We start from the raw sequence: 17200 nt of genomic DNA on the forward strand, positions 1-17200 counted from the left end.
GATGCACCACACCGCGCCGCCACCGCCGTTGGCACACCTGATCGCCCCCACGAAAACGATCAGGTGACCAAACGGAGATCAGGTGCACAACGGGGGTGGCTACTTGGCGCCGCCGAGGTAGAGGCGGGCGACGTCGTCGTTGTGCAACAGGTCGGGCCCTGGGCCCTCGAAACGGTTCTGCCCCATGTCCAGCACGTAGGCATAATCGCTACTGGCCAGCGCCCGACGCGCGTTCTGTTCCACCATCAATACCGCGATCCCCGAGTCGGCGATCCGCCGGATCTCCCCGAACACCATACGTACGCTGTTCGGGTCGAGCCCGGCTGACGGTTCATCGAGCAGCAACACCCGTGGATCACCCATCAACGCCCGGGCCAGGGCGACCACCTGGCGTTGGCCGCCAGACATCGTGCCGGCTTTCTGGCTTCGGCGCTCGGCCAGCAAGGGCAGCAGGTCGTAGATCCACGCCGCTCGCGTCGCCCGTTCTCGCGGCGACAGGTAACACCCCATCCGCAGGTTCTCCTCGGTGGTCAGCGACGGGAACACGTTGGCGACCTGCGGCACATAGCCGATTCCGGCGGCCACCAGGTGATGCGTCGGCACCCGGGTCACGTCCCGGCCGTCCAGCAGCACGGTCCCGGCCCGCACGTCGACCAACCCGAATACCGCTTTGACCAGCGTCGACTTACCGGCACCGTTGGGCCCGATGATGGACACCAGCTGCCCTGCGGCTACCCGCACATCACACTCGCGCACGACGTCGATCTCTTTGACGTAGCCGGCCCGCAGCCCAGCCACCTCGAACAGGCCACCCGTTTCGCCGTCCGCCGGTCCAACTCCCGCCGCCGGTCCAACTCCCGCCGCCCGCTCGGCTCCTGCCGCTGCATCGACCTTCGGCTGCTCCATCAGTCGTCCTCCGCGCCCAGGTACGCCTCGATGACCACCGGGTCGGCTTGGACCTCGGCCGGTGTCCCGCGGGCGATGGTGCGCCCGTTGGCCATCACGGTCACCGCGTCGCACACTCGCATCACCGCGTCCATGTCGTGCTCCACCAGCACGAACCCCATTCCTTCGTCGCGCAACGCCTGCACGTGGTCGAGCAGTTGCACGCCGAGCGTCGGGTTGACGCCGGCCAGTGGTTCGTCGAGGAGGAGCATCCGGGGCCGCAGCATCAGCGCGCGAGCCATCTCCAGTAGTTTGCGCTGGCCGCCGGACAACTCGCCGGCGTAGCTGTCGCGGAGCCGGGTCAGGCCGAACCGTTCCAGCAGTTCGTCGGCCCGGGTGGTGTTGGCGCGTTCCTGCGCCCGCACGCGCCACGGCGCCAGCATCGCGCCGAACATGATCTCGCCCACCTGTCTCGGGGCGGCTACCCTCATGTTGTCCAGCACTGTCATTCGGGCCAGGGCCTTGGTGAGCTGGAAGGTACGCGCTACCCCGTGCCGGCACATGACGTGTGGTGGCTTTCCGGTGCGGTCCACTCCGTTCACCCGGACGACGCCGGATCGGGGTCGGTAGAAGCCGCTGATGACGTTGAACAGGGACGTCTTCCCGGCGCCGTTGGGTCCGATGAGTGCGGTGATCCGGCCGAGTGGGGCGTCGAACGACGCACCGTCGACGGCGCGTAGCCCGCCGAAGGTCATGACGACGTCATCCGCGGTGAGGAAGGCTTCGGCCTCGGCGGCCGCCGTCGCACCCGCGTCCGGGTCCGTAGCGAGCTCAGTGTCGGCTTTCACGCAGCAGCTCCTTCCGGTTGCCGAGTAGTCCTTGGGGCCGGAGCAGGACCATCACCATGATCAGTAATCCGACGAGGATCAGCCGCAGGTAGGCGGCATCTTGGCTGGACATCCACTCGCTGGGAATAAACGTCGTCGCGTTGAACAGCGCCCAGAACAGCACCGATCCGACCACGGGGCCGAGCAGGCTGCCTCCTCCCCCGATGAGGATGATCACCCACGCGTAGATCGAGATCATCGGGAGGAACGCTTCCGGGGTGATGCTGCTCAGGTTCAGCGCGAAGAACACGCCGGCCAGGCCGGCGAGGGCGGCACCGAAGGCGAACGACTGCATCTTGTAGGCGACGACGTTCTTCCCGAGGGCCCGCATGGCGTCTTCGTCTTCCCGGATGCCTTTGAGCACCCGGCCCCAGGGGCTGCGGATCATGACGGTGACGACGAGCAGCACCAGCAGCACGACGATCCACACCGCGGCCATCAGGAATTCCAGGCCGGTCATCCACTGGAGGCCGAGGGTTTCACGTAGGCCGAAGAAGTCGTGGGAGTAGCCGCGGATGCCGGACGGGCCGCCGGTGAGGTCGACGACGCCCGGGCTGGAGTGCAAGACGATCCGGCAGATCTCGCCGACGGCGAGGGTGGTGATGGCCAGGTAGTCCGAGCGCAGCCGGATGGCTGGCAGGGCGACAAGGACACCGAGCACGGCGGCAGCCAGCATGGCCGCGGCCATCGCCGCCCACAGTGGCCAGTCGAAGACGGAGACCAGGACCGCCATGGTGTAGGCGCCGACGGCGAAGAACGCGACCACCCCGAAGTTGAGCAGTCCGGTGTATCCCCAGTGGAGGTTGAGGCCCTGCGCGAGGAGCGCGAAGATCCCCGCCGAGACGAGGACGCTGATGATGTATCCGGTCATACGTATCGCCTCGCTCCGAACAGGCCCTGCGGGCGGATGACGAGGGCGACGACGAGGAACAGGAACACGAATGCCTGTTTCATCTCCGGCGGTAGCCCGAGCGCGGAATGGGTGACCAGTTCCTGGCCGACGCCGATGACGAGGCTGCCCACGGCGGCGCCGGCGGCGGTGCCGATGCCGCCGAGGACCACCGCGGCGAACACCAGCAGGATGATGTTCCAGCCCATGTTCGGGAAGATCCGGCCGCCGATGCCGAGCAGCACCCCGCCTACTCCCGTGAGTACACCTACGATCACCCAGGTGATGGCGCTGGTGCGGGCTACGTCGACGCCGCTGGCCCGGGCCAGGTCCATGTTGTCCGCCATGGCCCGCATCGCGGTGCCGATCCGGGTCCATTTCAGCAGAGCAGCCAGTCCGATCATGCACACTGCCCCACCGGCGACGACGGTCAGTCCTTCGCGGGTCATGTAGACCGGGCCGATGGCCAGCTCCCGGGTGGGTGGCGCGTATTGGTGTGTCTCCTCGCCGAAAATCAGGAAGAGCACATGTCGAACGACGTAGGCGAGGCCGACGGACAGCAGCAGGAGGCTGAAGTTGCTGCCGCCCCGGGCACGCATCCGCCGCCAGAGTGACAGCTCGAGTCCGAGCGCGATCAACGCCGACGCGACGGCCGCGACGATCAGGGCGATGACTAGCGGTAGGCCGGCATTGACGCAGACGAGCGCGGCGAACGCCGCGACGGTCAACAGATCTCCGTGGGCGACGTTGATCATACGTAGCACGCTCATGATCAGCGACAGGCCCACTGCCGCGACCGCGAGGGCAGCCGCCACGACGACGCCGTCGGCCACCAGTTGTAGGGCTTCGTCCACTGGCGCCTCCATTCGGTCTGATGCGACGACACGGTACATCGTTTGCTCTTGACGGTCGTCAAGAGTACGCGATAATTGTTCATCTACATAGAATTTGAACGACGATAATTCATTCCGACCGAACGCCAGCCCGGATTCTGCCAGGGAGTGGACATGAAAAAAACATGTACGGCGAAAGGGAACCGCGGCCGCCGAAACGGGCTCGCCCGCGCGATACTGCTGGCGGCTGCCGCCGGGCTGGTCGTGACCGCATGCGGGGCTGACGACGGGTCCGGCAACACCACGGGCACCACTGACGACGCCGCAGGCGACGGCGCGGTCACCGACGGAGCCGGCGGCGAAGGCGGATCCGCGCTGGCCATCGGCGGCGTGCTGCCGTTGAGCGGCGAGTCCGCGGAGTTCGGCGGCTCGATGGCCCGCGGTATGGAACTCGCCGCCGAGCAGATCAACACCTGTGGTGTGCTCGACGTGAGCCTGCACATCGAGGACGACGGCACCGACGAGCAGACCGCCATCGGCGCCATCCAGAAACTGGTCAATGTCGACGACGTGCCGGCGATCGTCGGCTCGGTGGCCAGCCGGATCACGCTGGCCATCGCCGACACCGCGATCCAGAACCAGCGGGTATTGGTGGCTCCCGGCTCGTCCAGTCCGGTGATCACCGACTACGACGACGATGGCTACCTGTTCCGGACGCTGCCCTCGGACCTGGACCAAGCGCCGGCCATCGCCGAGGTGGCCGTCGCCCGGGAGTTCCGGCAGGTCAACGTCGTAGCGTTGAACGACGATTACGGCAAAGGGCTTAGCCAGGCGTTCAGCGACAGCTTCGAGGCGTCCGGCGGCAGCGTCGGCACCGTCCGCCTGATCGACCCCAAGGGTGTCGACTTCGCCGCGGACGTACGCGCCGCACTCCGTGACGATCCGGACGCCTTGCTGCTGGCCGTGTTCCCGGAGACCGGGAGCGCGGTGTTGCGGGCGCTGGCCCAGCAGGGCGCCATCGGCGAGACCCCGCTGCTGATGATGAACGGCCTCGCCGTGGCCGGCTTCCCCGAGCAGGCAGGGGTCGATCTCGACGGCGAGGTGGGAGTCCGTCCCACCAGCGGCGGTCCGGGTGACGACTACTTCACCGAACAGTTCCAGGAGAAGTTCGACACCGCTCCCGGCTACGCGACGTCCAACGCCTACGACGCCACCATGCTGATCGCGTTGGCTGCCGCGGCCGGAGAACCCACCGGCCCGGCCATCCGCGACCATCTCCGCGACGTCTCCGCCGGGGGCACCCAGTACACCCCCGATCAGATCTGTGCCGCTCTGGAGGCCGCGGCCGCAGGTGAGGACGTCGACTACACCGGCGCCAGCAGCAACGCCGAACTCGACGAGAACGGCGATCTGGCCACGCCGGTGTTCGACGAATGGACGTTCGAGGACGGCACTCCGGTCCGCCTCCGGGTACTGGAGCTGGGTACGTGAGCGCCGGCGCCACCACCGACCTGCTGGTCTTCGAGTTCGTCGACCACGGCGTCGCGGTCCGGGCCCGGCTGAACACCGCGGGGGCGCCGAACACCTGCGCCGTCGTCGGCGGAATCGCCAGCACCGAACCGGCCGTCCGGGCCTACCACGCCATCTTCAGTGGCCGCCAGCTCGGCATCCACGTCGCGCCGGAGGTCGCCGGAGAGATTGACGGCGCCCGCGAGGTGCCGCCGGAGTGCGCCACGGCGTTCCCGGCCCCGGGCGACGTGTTGTGGCAGTACTGCCCACCAGGCAAGATGGACGGCGGCCCGGAGATCTTCGACCTGGCGTTGTGTTACGGGCGAGACACCCGCATTCTCATGCCGTGGGGGTTCTCCCCCGCCAACCGGTTCGCCCAGGTGGTAGACGAGGATCTACCGTCGCTGGCGAAGCTCGGCGCCACCATGATCGAGACCGGCGCCGAGAACGTCCGCATCCGGAGCGTCGCGTGACGGCGGGACCACCGGTGAGCCCCGACGCCGGCTGGTCGGTCATGTTCACCGCGGCGGCGACCAACAACTGGTACGACGCGGATGGCGACGAGAAGCGCCAGGTCCTCGACCGGCTGCTCGACGTGCTGGCCAGCTGGCTGAACACACCGGGATGCCGGCACGTCGCCTCGTTCGACGACGACCTGCTCATGGTGGGCGACCCGCGGCTGTGGGCGGTACCGTCGATCTACATCCTGATGGACGTGGAGACCGCCGACGTCGTCCCCGCCATGGTGGACCTGTTCCGCCACGGCGACGTCCGGCTCGACCGCTACTTCACCCTCCAGGCCCGGCTCGGCCGGCCGTTCTGGCCGATCGAGCGGGTCCGGAACCGGGCCGACCGTCCATCTCCCAAGGAGGAAAGATCACCGTGACCAGCGCACCACGCGCCACCCCCACACCCCCGACGACCACCCTGGCCGACGGCATCCGACACCGGTTCCCGATCTTCGAGCGCCGCACGTACGTCAACTCGTGTTCGCACGGCGCCTTGTCCGACAGCGTCCGCGCCGCATACGACGGCTACCTGGCCGGGCTCGAAGATCAGGGTGCACCGTGGGACACCTGGGTGGGTGAACAGGAGCGGGTGCGCGCCCTGGTAGCTCGGCTCCTTGGCGCCGACTCGGCCGAGGTGGCGGTGACGACGTCGGCCTCGGCCGGCCTGAACGCGGTGGCCAGCGCCTTCGACTTCAGCGGACCGCGCGACACCGTCGTCGTCACCGACGCCGAGTTTCCCACCGTCGGCCAGATCTGGCATGCCACCGAGCGACGGGGCGCCCGGGTGGTGCACGTTCCACGAGCGGCGGACCGCACGTTGCCCATCGAACACTTCGAGAAGGTGATCGACGACCGCACCGCCGTGGTCTCGGTGACCGACGTGTGTTACCAAGATGGCGCCCGGACCGATCTGACCCCGGTGATCGAGCTGGCCCACGAGCGCGGCGCCCGGGTCGTCGCCGATGTGTTCCAGTCCGCGGGGACGGTGCCGTTGGACGTTGGCGCGCTGGGCGCCGATTTCGTCGTCGGCGGTATGCAGAAGTACCTGCTTGGTGCACCCGGCGCGGCGTATCTGTACGCGTCGGCCGAGCGCACTGCCGACTACGTCCCGGTACACACCGGGTGGTTCGCGGCGGAGGACATCTTCGCGATGAAGGTGGACGGGTACGAGCCGGCGCCGGACGCCCGGCGGTTCGAGTCGGGTACACCCCCGGTGCCCTGCCTGTATGCCGCTTCGGCCGGCCTGGAGTTACTGCTCGACGTCGGGATCGAAGCGACGGCCGCGCACCTGGATCAGCTGACGGCGCAGCTACGGTCCGGGATAGCGGGTATCGGCGGCACCGTCGTCACCCCGCCGCCGCCGGCCAGCGCGGCCATGGTGGCGGTGGCGGCGTCCGACGACCACGCGTACGTGGCCGCGCTCGCGGAGGAACGTGTCGTCGTCAGCTGCCGGGCTGGCAACGTCCGGATCTCGCCCCACTGCTACAACACCCCGGGCGACATCGACACCGTGCTCGCCGCCCTCTACAAGCACCGGCACCTCCTCCGGCGTTAATCGAGTTGTCAGGCCGGACAACTCTGCAACCTGCACCGATGGCGCCGTTGATCCTGACAAGTCGAACGCGCTCCCACTTGTCGGGATCAACGGCGCAACAAGCGGTTACTTGATCATGTGCGAGTTGCTCCCCCCATTCGGGGTGCAACTCGCACATGATCAAGGACGTAATTATGTTGTCTTCTTGACGGCAGTGATAGAAGCGTGACAACGTCGGTATATGAGCCAGGAGACCCACCAGCTCCGGGTGCTGTGGAACGCGCGGTCCATCGCCGTGATCGGCGCCACGGACCGGGCCGGCGCCCTCGGCCGGCTGCCCGTCGAGTTCCTGCTCGCCCACGGATACCGCGGCCGCATAGTGCCCGTGAACCCCAAGGGCGGCACCGTGTGCGGGTTGCCGGTCAGCCCACAGCTCGACGACGCGGTCGACCTCGCGCTCGTGATGGTGCCCGCGCCGGCCGCACCCGCCGTCATCCGCCGCTGCGGGGAGGTCGGAGTACCCGTCGCTATCGTCATGTCCAGCGGATTCGCCGAGACGGGCGCTGACGGCGCGAAGCTACAGCGCCTGCTCGTCGACGCCGCTCAGGAGGCCGGCGTCCGGGTGGTGGGCCCCAACTGCATCGGAGCCGTGGGGTTCGGCCCCGGCCAGACCGCCACGTTCAGCCCGCTGTTCGGAGCCCCGCAGCTGCCCCGGGTCCCCGGCCGGATCGGCTTCGCCACCCAGTCCGGTGCACTCGGCTACGGCACGGTCAGCCTCGCCCTCGAACGTGGCCTCGGCCTGCACGCCGCGGTCAACACCGGCAACGAGGCCGACGTCACCACCCTCGACGTCCTCGAGGCGCTGGCGGCCGAGCCCGACGTCGACGCCATGCTGGCCTACACCGAGACCCTCTCCGACGGTCCGGCACTTCGCCGACTGGCTGCGACGGGCAAGCCGCTGGCCATCCTGAAGGCAGGAACCAGCGACGCGGGCTCCCGGGCGGCCGCCAGCCACACCGGTGCGCTGGCCACCAGCGACCGCGTAGTAGACGCCACGCTGCGGCAACTCGGCATCGCCCGTGCTCACGACATCGACGACCTCCTGGACCTCGGTACCGCGTTCACCAGCCCATACCGGCCCCGCGGGCCTCGAGTGGCCGTTGTGACGACGTCTGGGGGCTCGGGCATCCTGGCCGCCGACGCGATCGACGCCACCGGTGGCGAACTCACCCTGGCCGGCCTCGCTCCGGCGACGACGGCCGCGCTGGAGGAGATCGTGCCCGCGTTCGGCTCCACCGCCAACCCGGTAGACGTCACCGCCGCCGTCATGAGCGATCGGGAATTATTGCAACGCGCACTCGACGTGGTCGTGGACGACGATGGCGTCGACGCGGTGCTCGCCTGTTTCTGCGTGCTCACCGGCGATCAGGTGATGGACATCGTCAGCGCACTCGGCGACGCCGCGGCCCGGTCCGGCGTACCCGTAGCCGTCGCCCGCACCGGCGCGGACTTCCTCGCCCCCGACGCGAGCGAGGCGCTGCGCAAGGCCGGCCTCCCCGTCTACCCCACCCCGGGCCGGGCGGTGCGGGCGCTGGCCGGTTTATGGCGTACCTCTCGGCCCCGCATCGACGTTCCTCCCGAGCCGCCGTCTGATGCCGTCGCCGGGGCGGCGCCGCAGCCTCCAGTGGTCAGCGACGAACCCCGCCTCAAGGCGCTGCTGCGGGGCCGAGGCATGCCGGTTCCGCCGGGCCGCCTGGTCGACGGGCCCGACGACGCGGTGGCCGCCGTCGCCGAGGTCGGTGGACGCGCCGTCGCGAAAGCCGTCGTCCCCGACCTGATCCACAAGAGCGAGGCCGGCGGCGTCATCGTCGGCGTGACCACCGAGACCGCGCCCGCCGCCTACGATCAGGTCGCCGCCCTCGGCGGGGAGGTTCTGATCGAAGAGATGGTGGCCGCCGAACACGGACTGGAGGTCCTGGTGGGGATCGCACCCAGCCCACTCGGGCAGGTGCTCACGGTGGGCCTCGGCGGGGTGCTCACCGAGGTTCTCGACGACGCCGCCAGCCGCCTGCTACCGATCACCCGCGGCGACGCCACCGAGATGATCTCCGAGCTGCGTGGGGCACGGCTGCTCGCCGGCTACCGGGGCGGGCCGGCGCTGGACACCACCGCGTTGCTCGATCTGATCGTGGCCGTGTCCGAGCTGACCTACGGCTGGCGCACCGGGTTCGAGCTGGACCTCAATCCGGTGCTGGTGCTCCCGGACGGGGTGCGGGTGCTCGACGCCGCCTACGTCCCACCCCCACCCGTGGCCGGTGATCATTAGCAACATCGAGGCGCTATAGCAGCAGGATTCCGCTAACGATCACCGAGAAGGTGACCGATCGAGGAGGCAACGCAGACGTGGACATCGCGACCCTGGTAGATCGGGCGGCGCGCCGGTTCGGCGAACATCTCGCCGTGGAGGGCCCGGATGCCGCTGGCCACTGGCAGCGGCTGACCTTCGCCGGGCTCGGCGACCGGGTGTTACGGCTGGCCGCCGGGCTACGCCGGATGGGCCTACAGCCGGGAGACCGGGTCCTCGACCTGCAATCGAACTCCACCACGTACTTGGAGACCGACCTCGCTATCCGAGCCGCCGGGCTGGTCCGGGTGGCGCTGAACTACCGGTTGCATCCGGAGGACTGGGCCCGGATCGCCGCCGATTGCGGCGCCACGACGTTGATCTACGACACCCGGTTCGCCGGCGACGCCGCTGGGCTGGCCAGCCAGCTCGATCGGGTGCTCGTCGTCGGCAGCGACAGCGCTCCCGGGACCCCGCTGGATTCCCTGCTCGACGCTCCGGCCCCTGCGGTCGGCACGGCCAGCGACCCCGACGATCTGTGCGGGTTGCACTACTCGTCGGGCACGACGGGCCATCCCAAAGGGGCGCAGCGCACCCATCGCAACTGGGTGGCCGGCACCGTCAACATGACCCACGACGTCCTCGGCGGCCCCCCGTCGGCCACCGACGTGTACTGTCACGCCGGCCCTATCACCCACACGTCCGGGCTCTTCGTGCTGCCGTTCCTCGTCGCCGGGGCCCGACAGGTGATCCTGCCGAAGTGGGACGCCGACCAGTTCGCCGACGCCATCACCCGGTACGGCGTCACCCACACCGCGCTGGTGCCCACGATGGTGTCGCGGCTGCTGGCACTGGACGACGACACGCTGGCGCCGGCTCGGCGCCGGCTGCGAGTGCTGGGTTACGCGGGTGCGCCGATGCCGCCGGAGGTGATCCGGGCCGCACACTCGCGCATCACCCCCAACCTGGTGCAGTACTACGGCCTGGTGGAAGCGATCCCACCGGTCACGATCCTCGACGCCGCCGACCACGCCACCGGTCTCGACGCCGAACCGGACCTGCTGTCCAGCGCCGGACGCCCAGCGCTCGGCGTCGAACTGCGCGTCGTCGACGAATCCGGCCAGCCGGTACCCGACGGCGACATCGGCGAAGTGATCACCCGCGGCGACCACGTGATGCGTGGATACTGGAACGGCTCCGGCCGTACCGACCTGGGCAAAGCCGTCGTCGACGGTTGGCTGCATACCGGTGACCTCGGCCGGCTGGATGGCTCAGGGCGGCTGTGGCTGGTCGACCGGGTCGGCGACATGATCATCACCGGTGGGTACAACGTGTATCCACGGGAAGTGGAGGACGTGGTGGCCGAAGTACCAGGTGTCACACAGGTGGCCGTCGTCGGCGTCACCGATGCCGACTGGGGACAACGCGTCGTCGCCCTCTACACGGCCGACGGAGACGTCGACGAGAACACCGTCACCACCCACTGCCGAGACCGGCTAGCGTCGTACAAACGCCCCAAGCAGGCGATCCGCGTCACGTCGTTCCCGCTGAACAGCACCCAGAAGATCGCCAAGAAGGTCCTGCGGGAGCGGCTGGAGCTGGGTGAGGAGCTACCCCGATGGAACGCCTGAGAACCGACTACGCCCCCGACGACGCCGAACGCCCGGGTGAGTACCCCTACACCCGCGGCATCAGCGCCGAACCCCGAGTGTGGACGATGGGCCAGTACGCCGGGTTCGGTTCGGCGGCGGAGTCGAACAAACGGTTTCGCACCCTCCTCGACGCCGGCGGCACCGGATTCTCCGTCGCACTCGACCTACCGACCCAGATGGGCCTGGACTCCGACGACCCGCAGGCCGCCGGCGAGGTAGGCCGGGTGGGCGTCGCGATCGACTCCCTGGCCGACATCGAGACCCTCATGGACGGCATCCCGTTGGAGGAGATCTCGCAGGTCCGCACGACCGCCAACTCCATCGGCTACATCTGGGCGGCCTTGTTCCTTGCGCTCGCCCGACGCCGCGGAGTGGACCCGAACGAGTTCGGGATGTTCATCCAGAACGACGTCCTCAAGGAATACATCGCTCGCGGCACCCAGATGTACCCGCCGGAACCCTCGCTGCGGCTCGCCGTCGACACCATCGAACACTGCGCCACACACGTGCCGCGGTGGGTGCCGCTGGCGATGAGCGGATACCACATCCGCGAATCCGGCGCCGACGCCGTACAAGAGGTGGCGTGGACGTTCGCCAACGCCCGCGCCTATCTCGACGAAGCCGTCCGCCGCGGAGTGTCGATCGACGACGTCGCCCCGACCCTGTTCACCTTCCTGTCGGTGACCATCGACGCCCTGCCGGAGGTGGCCAAGCTGCGCGCCGCCCGGCGGGTGTGGGCGCGGCTGATGCGAGAGGTCTACGGCGCGGCGGACCCGCGGTCGATGCAGCTGCGAATCTTCGCGTTCACCGCGGGATCGACGTTCACCGCTCAGCAGCCAATGAACAACGTCGTTCGAGCCTCGGTGGAAGCGACAGTCGCGGCGCTGGCAGGGGTGCAGACGTTACACGTGTCCGCGTATGACGAGGCCCTAGGCGTGCCGACGGAGGCCGCCGCCACCTTGGCACTGCGCACCCAGCAAGTAGTGGCCTACGAAACCGGGCTCACCGACACCGTGGATCCGCTGGCCGGTTCCTACGCGGTGGAAGCCCTCACCGACGACCTAGAGCGCCGCATGTGGGACACGTTAACCGACGTCGAACGCCGAGGCGGGGCGCTGCGATGCATCGAGTCGGGTGTCTTCGCCGACCAACTGTCCGAATCGGCCTACCGGTACGCGCAGGAGGTCGACCGCGGCGAACGCGTCGTGGTGGGTGTCAACCGGTTCCCCGCACCCGCCGACCCCCTCGAAGTCTTCACCCCGGATCCCGCTACCGAGGCGGCGCAGGTCACCGCGGTGCGCGACGTCCGTTCCCGTCGGGATTCCGTCGCATGGCACGCTGCGATGCGACGGCTGCGGGAGACCGCGGCGACCGGAGATAACATCGTGCCGGCCTGCGTCGAGGCGGTGTCGGCGTATGCCACGATCGGTGAGATCTGCGCCGTGCTCAAAGACGTCCACGGCAGCTGGGTCCCCACCACCACCTACTAACCCGGTTGTGCACCTGATCTCCGTTTTGTCACCTGATCTTTTTCCCTGGAGCGATCAGGTGTGCTGAACGCGCGCAACGGCCTACGTTGGTGCATCTGATCGCGTCCACGATCCGAACGGGGCAACGATCAGATGCACCAACCGCTCATTGTCGGCCCGTCGCGCATCTGATCGCCAGGCTGCGACAACGATGTGAGGACGAGACGGGCACCTGAACTATGACCCGGAACTTCTGGCCGTCGGTCATTGGCTGCGCGACAACCTGTGTGTCATTCGGCGCGGTGGGTAACGAGAAGGCAGGAGCGTGGGATCCCGGATTCCAGATCCGGGCCCGCTCCCGCACTATTCGACCAACGGAGGACCGTGATGGGTGAAGGCGACCGTATGAAGCATGAGGCCGAAGAAGCCAAGGGTAAGGCCAAGGAGAAGATCGGTGAGGTCACCGACAACGAGCAAGCGCAGGCCGAAGGCGCGAGTGAGCAGGCCAAGTCGAAGCTCAAGAAGGCCGGCGACAAGTTGAAGGACGCGGGCGAGGAAGCCCGCGACGCGTTCAAGCGGTAGGAGCCCGTACTCCGCGACCGCCCGGTCGCACCACGATCAGATGACGTCGCACCCCATGGGATCGCCCTGTGGGGTGCGACGATCGCGTCTGATCGTTTCGTCTAGGCGCGCCGACGCCCTGGCGATCAGATGCACGACCGGCCGACAATGAACGGTTGGTGCATCTGATCGTTGCCCCGTTCGGATCGTGGACGCGATCAGATGCACCAACGTAGGCCGTTGCGCGCGTTCAGCACACCTGATCGCTCCAGGGAAAAAGATCAGGTGACAAAACGGAGATCAGGTGCACAACGGGGTTAGCCGAGGATGCCGTCGACGAACTCCTCCGGGTCGAACGGCGCGAGGTCGTCCGGCCCCTCCCCCAAGCCGACAAGTTTGACCGGCACGCCCAGCTCACGCTGCACGGCGACCACGATGCCGCCCTTCGCGGTGCCGTCGAGTTTGGTCAGCACTACCCCGGTGACGTCGACCACCTCACCGAAGACGCGCGCCTGCATCATGCCGTTCTGCCCGGTTGTGGCGTCGAGCACCAGCAGGACCTCATCGACCGGTCCGTGTTTCTCGACGACTCGTTTGATTTTGCCGAGTTCGTCCATCAGGCCAACTTTTGTCTGTAGCCGCCCGGCGGTGTCGACGAGCACGACGTCGGCCTCGGCGTCGGTCCCGGCTTTGACAGCGTCGAACGCCACGCTGGCTGGGTCGCCACCCTCGGGTCCGCGGACCGTGGGGACTCCGACGCGGTCGCCCCAGGTGGTCAGCTGGTCGGCCGCGGCGGCGCGGAAGGTGTCGGCGGCAGCGAGCACGACGTCGCGGTCTTCGGCGACGAGCACCCGGGCAAGTTTGCCGACCGTGGTGGTTTTGCCGGTGCCGTTGACGCCGACGACGAGCACCACGGCGGGCCGGTTCTCCGCGACGTGCCGCTCGGTGCGTAGTTTGCGGTCCATCGACGGGTCGACCAGCGCGACGAGTTCTTCTCGCAGCACGGTGCGGGCGTGGTTGGGGTCGGCGATGCTCTCTACGCGGACCCGTTCACGCAGCCGTTCGACGAGTTCCTGGGTGGGCGCTACGCCGAGGTCGGCGGTGAGCAGGGTGTCTTCGATCTCTTCCCAGGTGTCTTCGTCCAGGCGGTCCCGGGCAAGGAGGCTGAGCAGGCCGCGCCCGAGTGTCGACTGTGACTTGGCCAGCCGGGCGCGCAGCCGTCCGAGTCGACCGGCGGCCGGCTCGGGCCGTTCTACCGGCGTGTCGACGATCGCTTCGGCCGCGGCAGGGTCCGGTTCGACGTCGGGCTGGGGGGTGAGGGTGACGTCCTCGACGGGCCGCCGCGGCGCCTCCACGACGGGCGCGGCGTCGTCTCCGACGCCTGGGGTGTAGTCGACGCCTGGCCGCTGTGACTTGCTCCGCTCTCGGATGCGTTGACGACGACGGGGGACGACGAGCGCCAGCGCGACACCGACCGCGACAACCGCGATGGCCAGACCTATGAGCACGTATTCCACAACCGCCCATCCTTGCACGTCCGGACGGCGCTAGGTACCCGGCCGGGTACCTAAGTGCCCGACGTGAGAACTAGCCGTGCGTGATCACGAGGTCACGGTGGACACCGCGCGATGCGGCAGCGATACGACGGGGCGGGCGACCGGTGCCGCGGCTGGGGGTAGGTGCACCGGGGCCGGACGGCTGAGCTGGGCGGCCAACGTGCGCCGGGCGGCGCACAACGTGCGGGTACCGGCCCAGTAGGTGGCGTCGACGTGTCGGCGGATGGCGTAGCGCCGTCGGCGCATCCAGCGGCGCCCGCGGGGCGATCGGGTGAGTTCGTGCATGAGGCCGACGAACCCGAGCACGGCAGAGGCGAGCAGCATACTCACCAGCATCGCTACGGCGATTGCTGTCATCTGGACTCCCTTGGACAACACTCGAATACTCGAGTCACATCAGTAACAACAGCACCACCAGGTTACGTGTGTCGCACAAAGACGGAGGGACGTCGCTCCACACGGCGTGTCGCGGTCGCTTCTCCCGACCACCGCGCCGGGCCAAGACGGCGAGGTGTCAGCGAACTGTCCGCCGACTGTCAGTGCCCTCGACGAGGATGGGTGCACTCGGTGAACGGCGCGTCGGCCAGCCCCTAGGGCAACTGGCCTAGCGCCGATCACCGCGGAAAGAGCGGAGCGGCCGGCGGCAACCGGCCTCATCGGTGCCGTCCGAACCGCCCGGAACCAACAAAGGAGATTGACATGTCCGCCACCACGGCCGACCTCGCGATCCACGCCGAAGGCTTGGTCAAGCGTTTCGGCGAGACCACCGCCCTCGACGGCGTCGACCTCGAGGTCCCCCGCGGCACAGTGCTGGGGGTCCTCGGCCCGAACGGCGCCGGAAAGACCACCGCGGTACGTATCCTGAGCACGCTGCTTGGCGCAGATGCCGGACACGCCACCGTGGGTGGCTACGACGTCCAGAGCCAGGCGCATCAAGTCCGTCAGCTGATCGGGTTGACGGGCCAATATGCCGCGGTCGACGAAGCACTGACCGGAGCTGAGAACCTCCTGCTGATCGGGCGGCTACTCGGGCTCGAAAGGTCTGCCGCCAAACGGCGGGCTCAAGACTTGTTGTCGGACTTCGACCTCGTCGACGCCGGCCACCGCGCCGCTGGCACCTATTCGGGCGGGATGCGCCGGCGGCTGGACCTGGCGGCCAGCTTGGTGGGCCGCCCGCGCATCCTCTATCTGGACGAGCCGACGACGGGCCTCGACCCGCGCGCCCGCAACGACCTCTGGGACATCATCAGGGGCTTGGTCGCCGACGACGTCACGGTCTTGTTGACCACCCAGTACCTGGAGGAGGCCGACGAACTCGCGGGCCAGATCGTCGTCATCGATCACGGCCGCGTCATCGCCCGAGGCACACCCGACGAGCTCAAGGCCATGACGGGGACGAGAACCCTCGCGGTGCGCCCAGAGAACCACACCCACGTGCCCACGGTGCGCGTCGTCGTCGCCGAACTGGCCAGCGTCGAACCCGATGTCAACGGACAGCTGGTCACCGCACCCATCACCGACTCCGCGATCCTGCCGCTAGTGGTTCGCCGGCTCGACGACGCCGGGGTCACGGTCACCGAATTGAACCTCCGCACCTCCAGTCTGGACGAGGTGTTCCTCTCCCTCACCGGCAAACCGGCCGAGCCGGATAGGGGCCACGACACCAACCAGGCCGAAAGGATCCCCGCATGAGCACCATGACCGCCACTACTCAGCGCCAGCCCGACCAGGCCAGTGGCACCACCCCGTTGTCCAGCCGGGTTGGCCCCATCGAGGGCACCAAGCAGAGCCTCACCCTCGCTTGGCGCTCAGTGATCCAGATCAGGCACAGCCCCACCGACCTGGCCGATTTCAGCGTCCAGCCCATCATGTTCGTGCTGCTGTTCACGTTCATGTTCGGCGGCGCCATCATGGGCGACTGGCAGACCTACCTGACCTTCATGCTCCCGGGCATGATCGTCATGAACATGCTCTTCGTCACGATGTACGTCGGGCAAGGGCTCAACTCCGACCTGACCAAGGGTGTCTTCGACCGTTTCCGCTCGTTGCCCATCGCTCGCTGGGCGCCCCTGGCCGGGCGGATCCTCGCCGAGCAGGTCAAGCAGATCTGGTCGATCATTCTGGTCCTCGGTGTCGGCATGATCCTGGGCTTCCGGCTACAGAACGGTGCCCTGGGGCTGCTGGCCGCCGTCGGATTGCTGCTGTTCTTCGCCCTGGCATTCTCGTGGGTGGGGGTGCTCGTGGGCATCCTCGCCAAAGATCCCGAACGGGTACAGATCTACGGCATGACGGTGTTGTTCCCGGTGACGTTCATGAGCAACGTCTTCGTTCCGCTCGAGTCGTTGCCCAGCTGGCTGGAGCCGGTGGTCGACGCCAACCCGGTGTCGACGATGGCCGACGCCGTCCGCGGCTTGATGATGGACGGCGCGGAGTCCGGACCCATCCTGCAGACGCTGCTGTGGGGGGTTGTGTTCGCCGCGGTGTTCGCCCCGTTGGCGGTGCGTGCGTTCCGGCGGCGCATCTAGTCGGCGACGCATCTAAGAGCGTCCGCGCGGCGTTTATGCCGCAGGTG

Annotated in this window: 16 protein-coding genes; 10 read left to right on the forward strand and 6 right to left on the reverse strand. The window is 68.3% G+C overall.

The window, feature by feature from the left end; genetic code table 11:
* Window positions 1-99: 99 nt before the first annotated feature.
* The 4 genes from G8760_RS13470 to G8760_RS13485 are packed head-to-tail and all read right to left on the reverse strand — an operon-like array spanning window position 100 to window position 3515.
* Complete coding sequence (locus tag G8760_RS13470; RefSeq protein ID WP_166351804.1) at window positions 100-906, reverse strand: ABC transporter ATP-binding protein; 807 nt, start codon at window positions 904-906, stop codon at window positions 100-102.
* Window positions 906-1733 carry an ABC transporter ATP-binding protein gene (locus tag G8760_RS13475; protein ID WP_207782325.1) on the reverse strand — a complete coding sequence of 276 codons (828 nt, stop codon included), beginning with the start codon at window positions 1731-1733 and terminating at the stop codon, window positions 906-908. The genes G8760_RS13470 and G8760_RS13475 overlap by 1 nt, the downstream gene beginning before the upstream one ends.
* Window positions 1717-2643, reverse strand: a complete 927-nt coding sequence (locus G8760_RS13480; protein WP_166351806.1) for a branched-chain amino acid ABC transporter permease — start codon at window positions 2641-2643, stop codon at window positions 1717-1719. The genes G8760_RS13475 and G8760_RS13480 overlap by 17 nt, the downstream gene beginning before the upstream one ends.
* Window positions 2640-3515, reverse strand: a complete 876-nt coding sequence (locus tag G8760_RS13485) for a branched-chain amino acid ABC transporter permease (RefSeq protein ID WP_166351808.1) — start codon at window positions 3513-3515, stop codon at window positions 2640-2642. The genes G8760_RS13480 and G8760_RS13485 overlap by 4 nt, the downstream gene beginning before the upstream one ends.
* A gap of 153 nt (window positions 3516-3668) precedes the next feature.
* On the opposite strand from G8760_RS13485, the gene G8760_RS13490 reads away from it, so the two are divergent.
* The 8 genes from G8760_RS13490 (at window position 3669) to G8760_RS13525 (ending at window position 13093) form a co-directional block, all read left to right on the forward strand.
* On the forward strand, window positions 3669-4985 hold the full coding sequence (locus G8760_RS13490) for an ABC transporter substrate-binding protein (RefSeq protein ID WP_166351810.1): 1317 nt from the start codon (window positions 3669-3671) through the stop codon (window positions 4983-4985).
* Window positions 4982-5476, forward strand: coding sequence for a DUF3830 family protein (locus G8760_RS13495; RefSeq protein WP_166351812.1), 495 nt, complete (start codon window positions 4982-4984; stop codon window positions 5474-5476). The genes G8760_RS13490 and G8760_RS13495 overlap by 4 nt, the downstream gene beginning before the upstream one ends.
* Entirely contained in the window at window positions 5473-5889 is a 417-nt protein-coding gene (locus tag G8760_RS13500) for a hypothetical protein (RefSeq protein ID WP_166351815.1), read from the forward strand. Before G8760_RS13495 ends, G8760_RS13500 begins: the two co-directional genes overlap by 4 nt.
* Window positions 5886-7067, forward strand: a complete 1182-nt coding sequence (locus G8760_RS13505) for an aminotransferase class V-fold PLP-dependent enzyme (protein ID WP_166351817.1) — start codon at window positions 5886-5888, stop codon at window positions 7065-7067. Before G8760_RS13500 ends, G8760_RS13505 begins: the two co-directional genes overlap by 4 nt.
* Before the next feature lie 220 nt (window positions 7068-7287).
* Window positions 7288-9372: an acetate--CoA ligase family protein gene (locus tag G8760_RS13510; RefSeq protein WP_166351819.1), complete on the forward strand. Its 2085-nt coding sequence runs from the start codon at window positions 7288-7290 to the stop codon at window positions 9370-9372.
* A gap of 77 nt (window positions 9373-9449) precedes the next feature.
* Window positions 9450-11021: an AMP-binding protein gene (locus G8760_RS13515; RefSeq protein WP_166351822.1), complete on the forward strand. Its 1572-nt coding sequence runs from the start codon at window positions 9450-9452 to the stop codon at window positions 11019-11021.
* Entirely contained in the window at window positions 11009-12532 is a 1524-nt protein-coding gene (locus tag G8760_RS13520) for an acyl-CoA mutase large subunit family protein (protein WP_166351824.1), read from the forward strand. The genes G8760_RS13515 and G8760_RS13520 overlap by 13 nt, the downstream gene beginning before the upstream one ends.
* A 366-nt stretch (window positions 12533-12898) precedes the next feature.
* Window positions 12899-13093 (forward strand): CsbD family protein, encoded by a 195-nt coding sequence (locus G8760_RS13525; protein ID WP_166351827.1) that lies wholly within the window; start codon window positions 12899-12901, stop codon window positions 13091-13093.
* A 296-nt stretch (window positions 13094-13389) separates the two neighbouring features.
* On the opposite strand, the gene ftsY is transcribed toward G8760_RS13525, so the two are convergent.
* The gene (gene ftsY, locus G8760_RS13530; RefSeq protein ID WP_166351829.1) at window positions 13390-14589 is read right to left on the reverse strand and encodes a signal recognition particle-docking protein FtsY; all 1200 of its coding nucleotides are present in this window, start codon (window positions 14587-14589) and stop codon (window positions 13390-13392) included.
* Between the two features lie 84 nt (window positions 14590-14673).
* The gene (locus G8760_RS13535) at window positions 14674-14985 is read right to left on the reverse strand and encodes a hypothetical protein (RefSeq protein ID WP_166351832.1); all 312 of its coding nucleotides are present in this window, start codon (window positions 14983-14985) and stop codon (window positions 14674-14676) included.
* 342 nt (window positions 14986-15327) lie between these two features.
* On the opposite strand from G8760_RS13535, the gene G8760_RS13540 reads away from it, so the two are divergent.
* Window positions 15328-16320 (forward strand): ATP-binding cassette domain-containing protein, encoded by a 993-nt coding sequence (locus tag G8760_RS13540; RefSeq protein WP_166351834.1) that lies wholly within the window; start codon window positions 15328-15330, stop codon window positions 16318-16320.
* Between the two features lie 5 nt (window positions 16321-16325).
* Complete coding sequence (locus G8760_RS13545; RefSeq protein WP_166352116.1) at window positions 16326-17153, forward strand: ABC transporter permease; 828 nt, start codon at window positions 16326-16328, stop codon at window positions 17151-17153.
* Window positions 17154-17200 lie beyond the last annotated feature (47 nt).

The sequence above is a fragment of the Phytoactinopolyspora limicola genome (genome assembly GCF_011320225.1).
GTDB lineage: Bacteria > Actinomycetota > Actinomycetes > Jiangellales > Jiangellaceae > Phytoactinopolyspora > Phytoactinopolyspora limicola.

Excerpts from the sequence above, each read along its gene's own strand:
- G8760_RS13470 (WP_166351804.1), bottom strand. The coding sequence starts at position 906 with ATGGAGCAGCCGAAGGTCGATGCAGCGGCAGGAGCCGAGCGGGCGGCG.
- G8760_RS13480 (WP_166351806.1), bottom strand. The coding sequence starts at position 2,643 with ATGACCGGATACATCATCAGCGTCCTCGTCTCGGCGGGGATCTTCGCG.
- G8760_RS13490 (WP_166351810.1), top strand. The coding sequence starts at position 3,669 with ATGAAAAAAACATGTACGGCGAAAGGGAACCGCGGCCGCCGAAACGGG.
- G8760_RS13510 (WP_166351819.1), top strand. The coding sequence starts at position 7,288 with ATGAGCCAGGAGACCCACCAGCTCCGGGTGCTGTGGAACGCGCGGTCC.
- G8760_RS13520 (WP_166351824.1), top strand. The coding sequence starts at position 11,009 with ATGGAACGCCTGAGAACCGACTACGCCCCCGACGACGCCGAACGCCCG.
- G8760_RS13525 (WP_166351827.1), top strand. The coding sequence starts at position 12,899 with ATGGGTGAAGGCGACCGTATGAAGCATGAGGCCGAAGAAGCCAAGGGT.
- G8760_RS13535 (WP_166351832.1), bottom strand. The coding sequence starts at position 14,985 with ATGACAGCAATCGCCGTAGCGATGCTGGTGAGTATGCTGCTCGCCTCT.
- G8760_RS13540 (WP_166351834.1), top strand. The coding sequence starts at position 15,328 with ATGTCCGCCACCACGGCCGACCTCGCGATCCACGCCGAAGGCTTGGTC.
- G8760_RS13545 (WP_166352116.1), top strand. The coding sequence starts at position 16,326 with ATGACCGCCACTACTCAGCGCCAGCCCGACCAGGCCAGTGGCACCACC.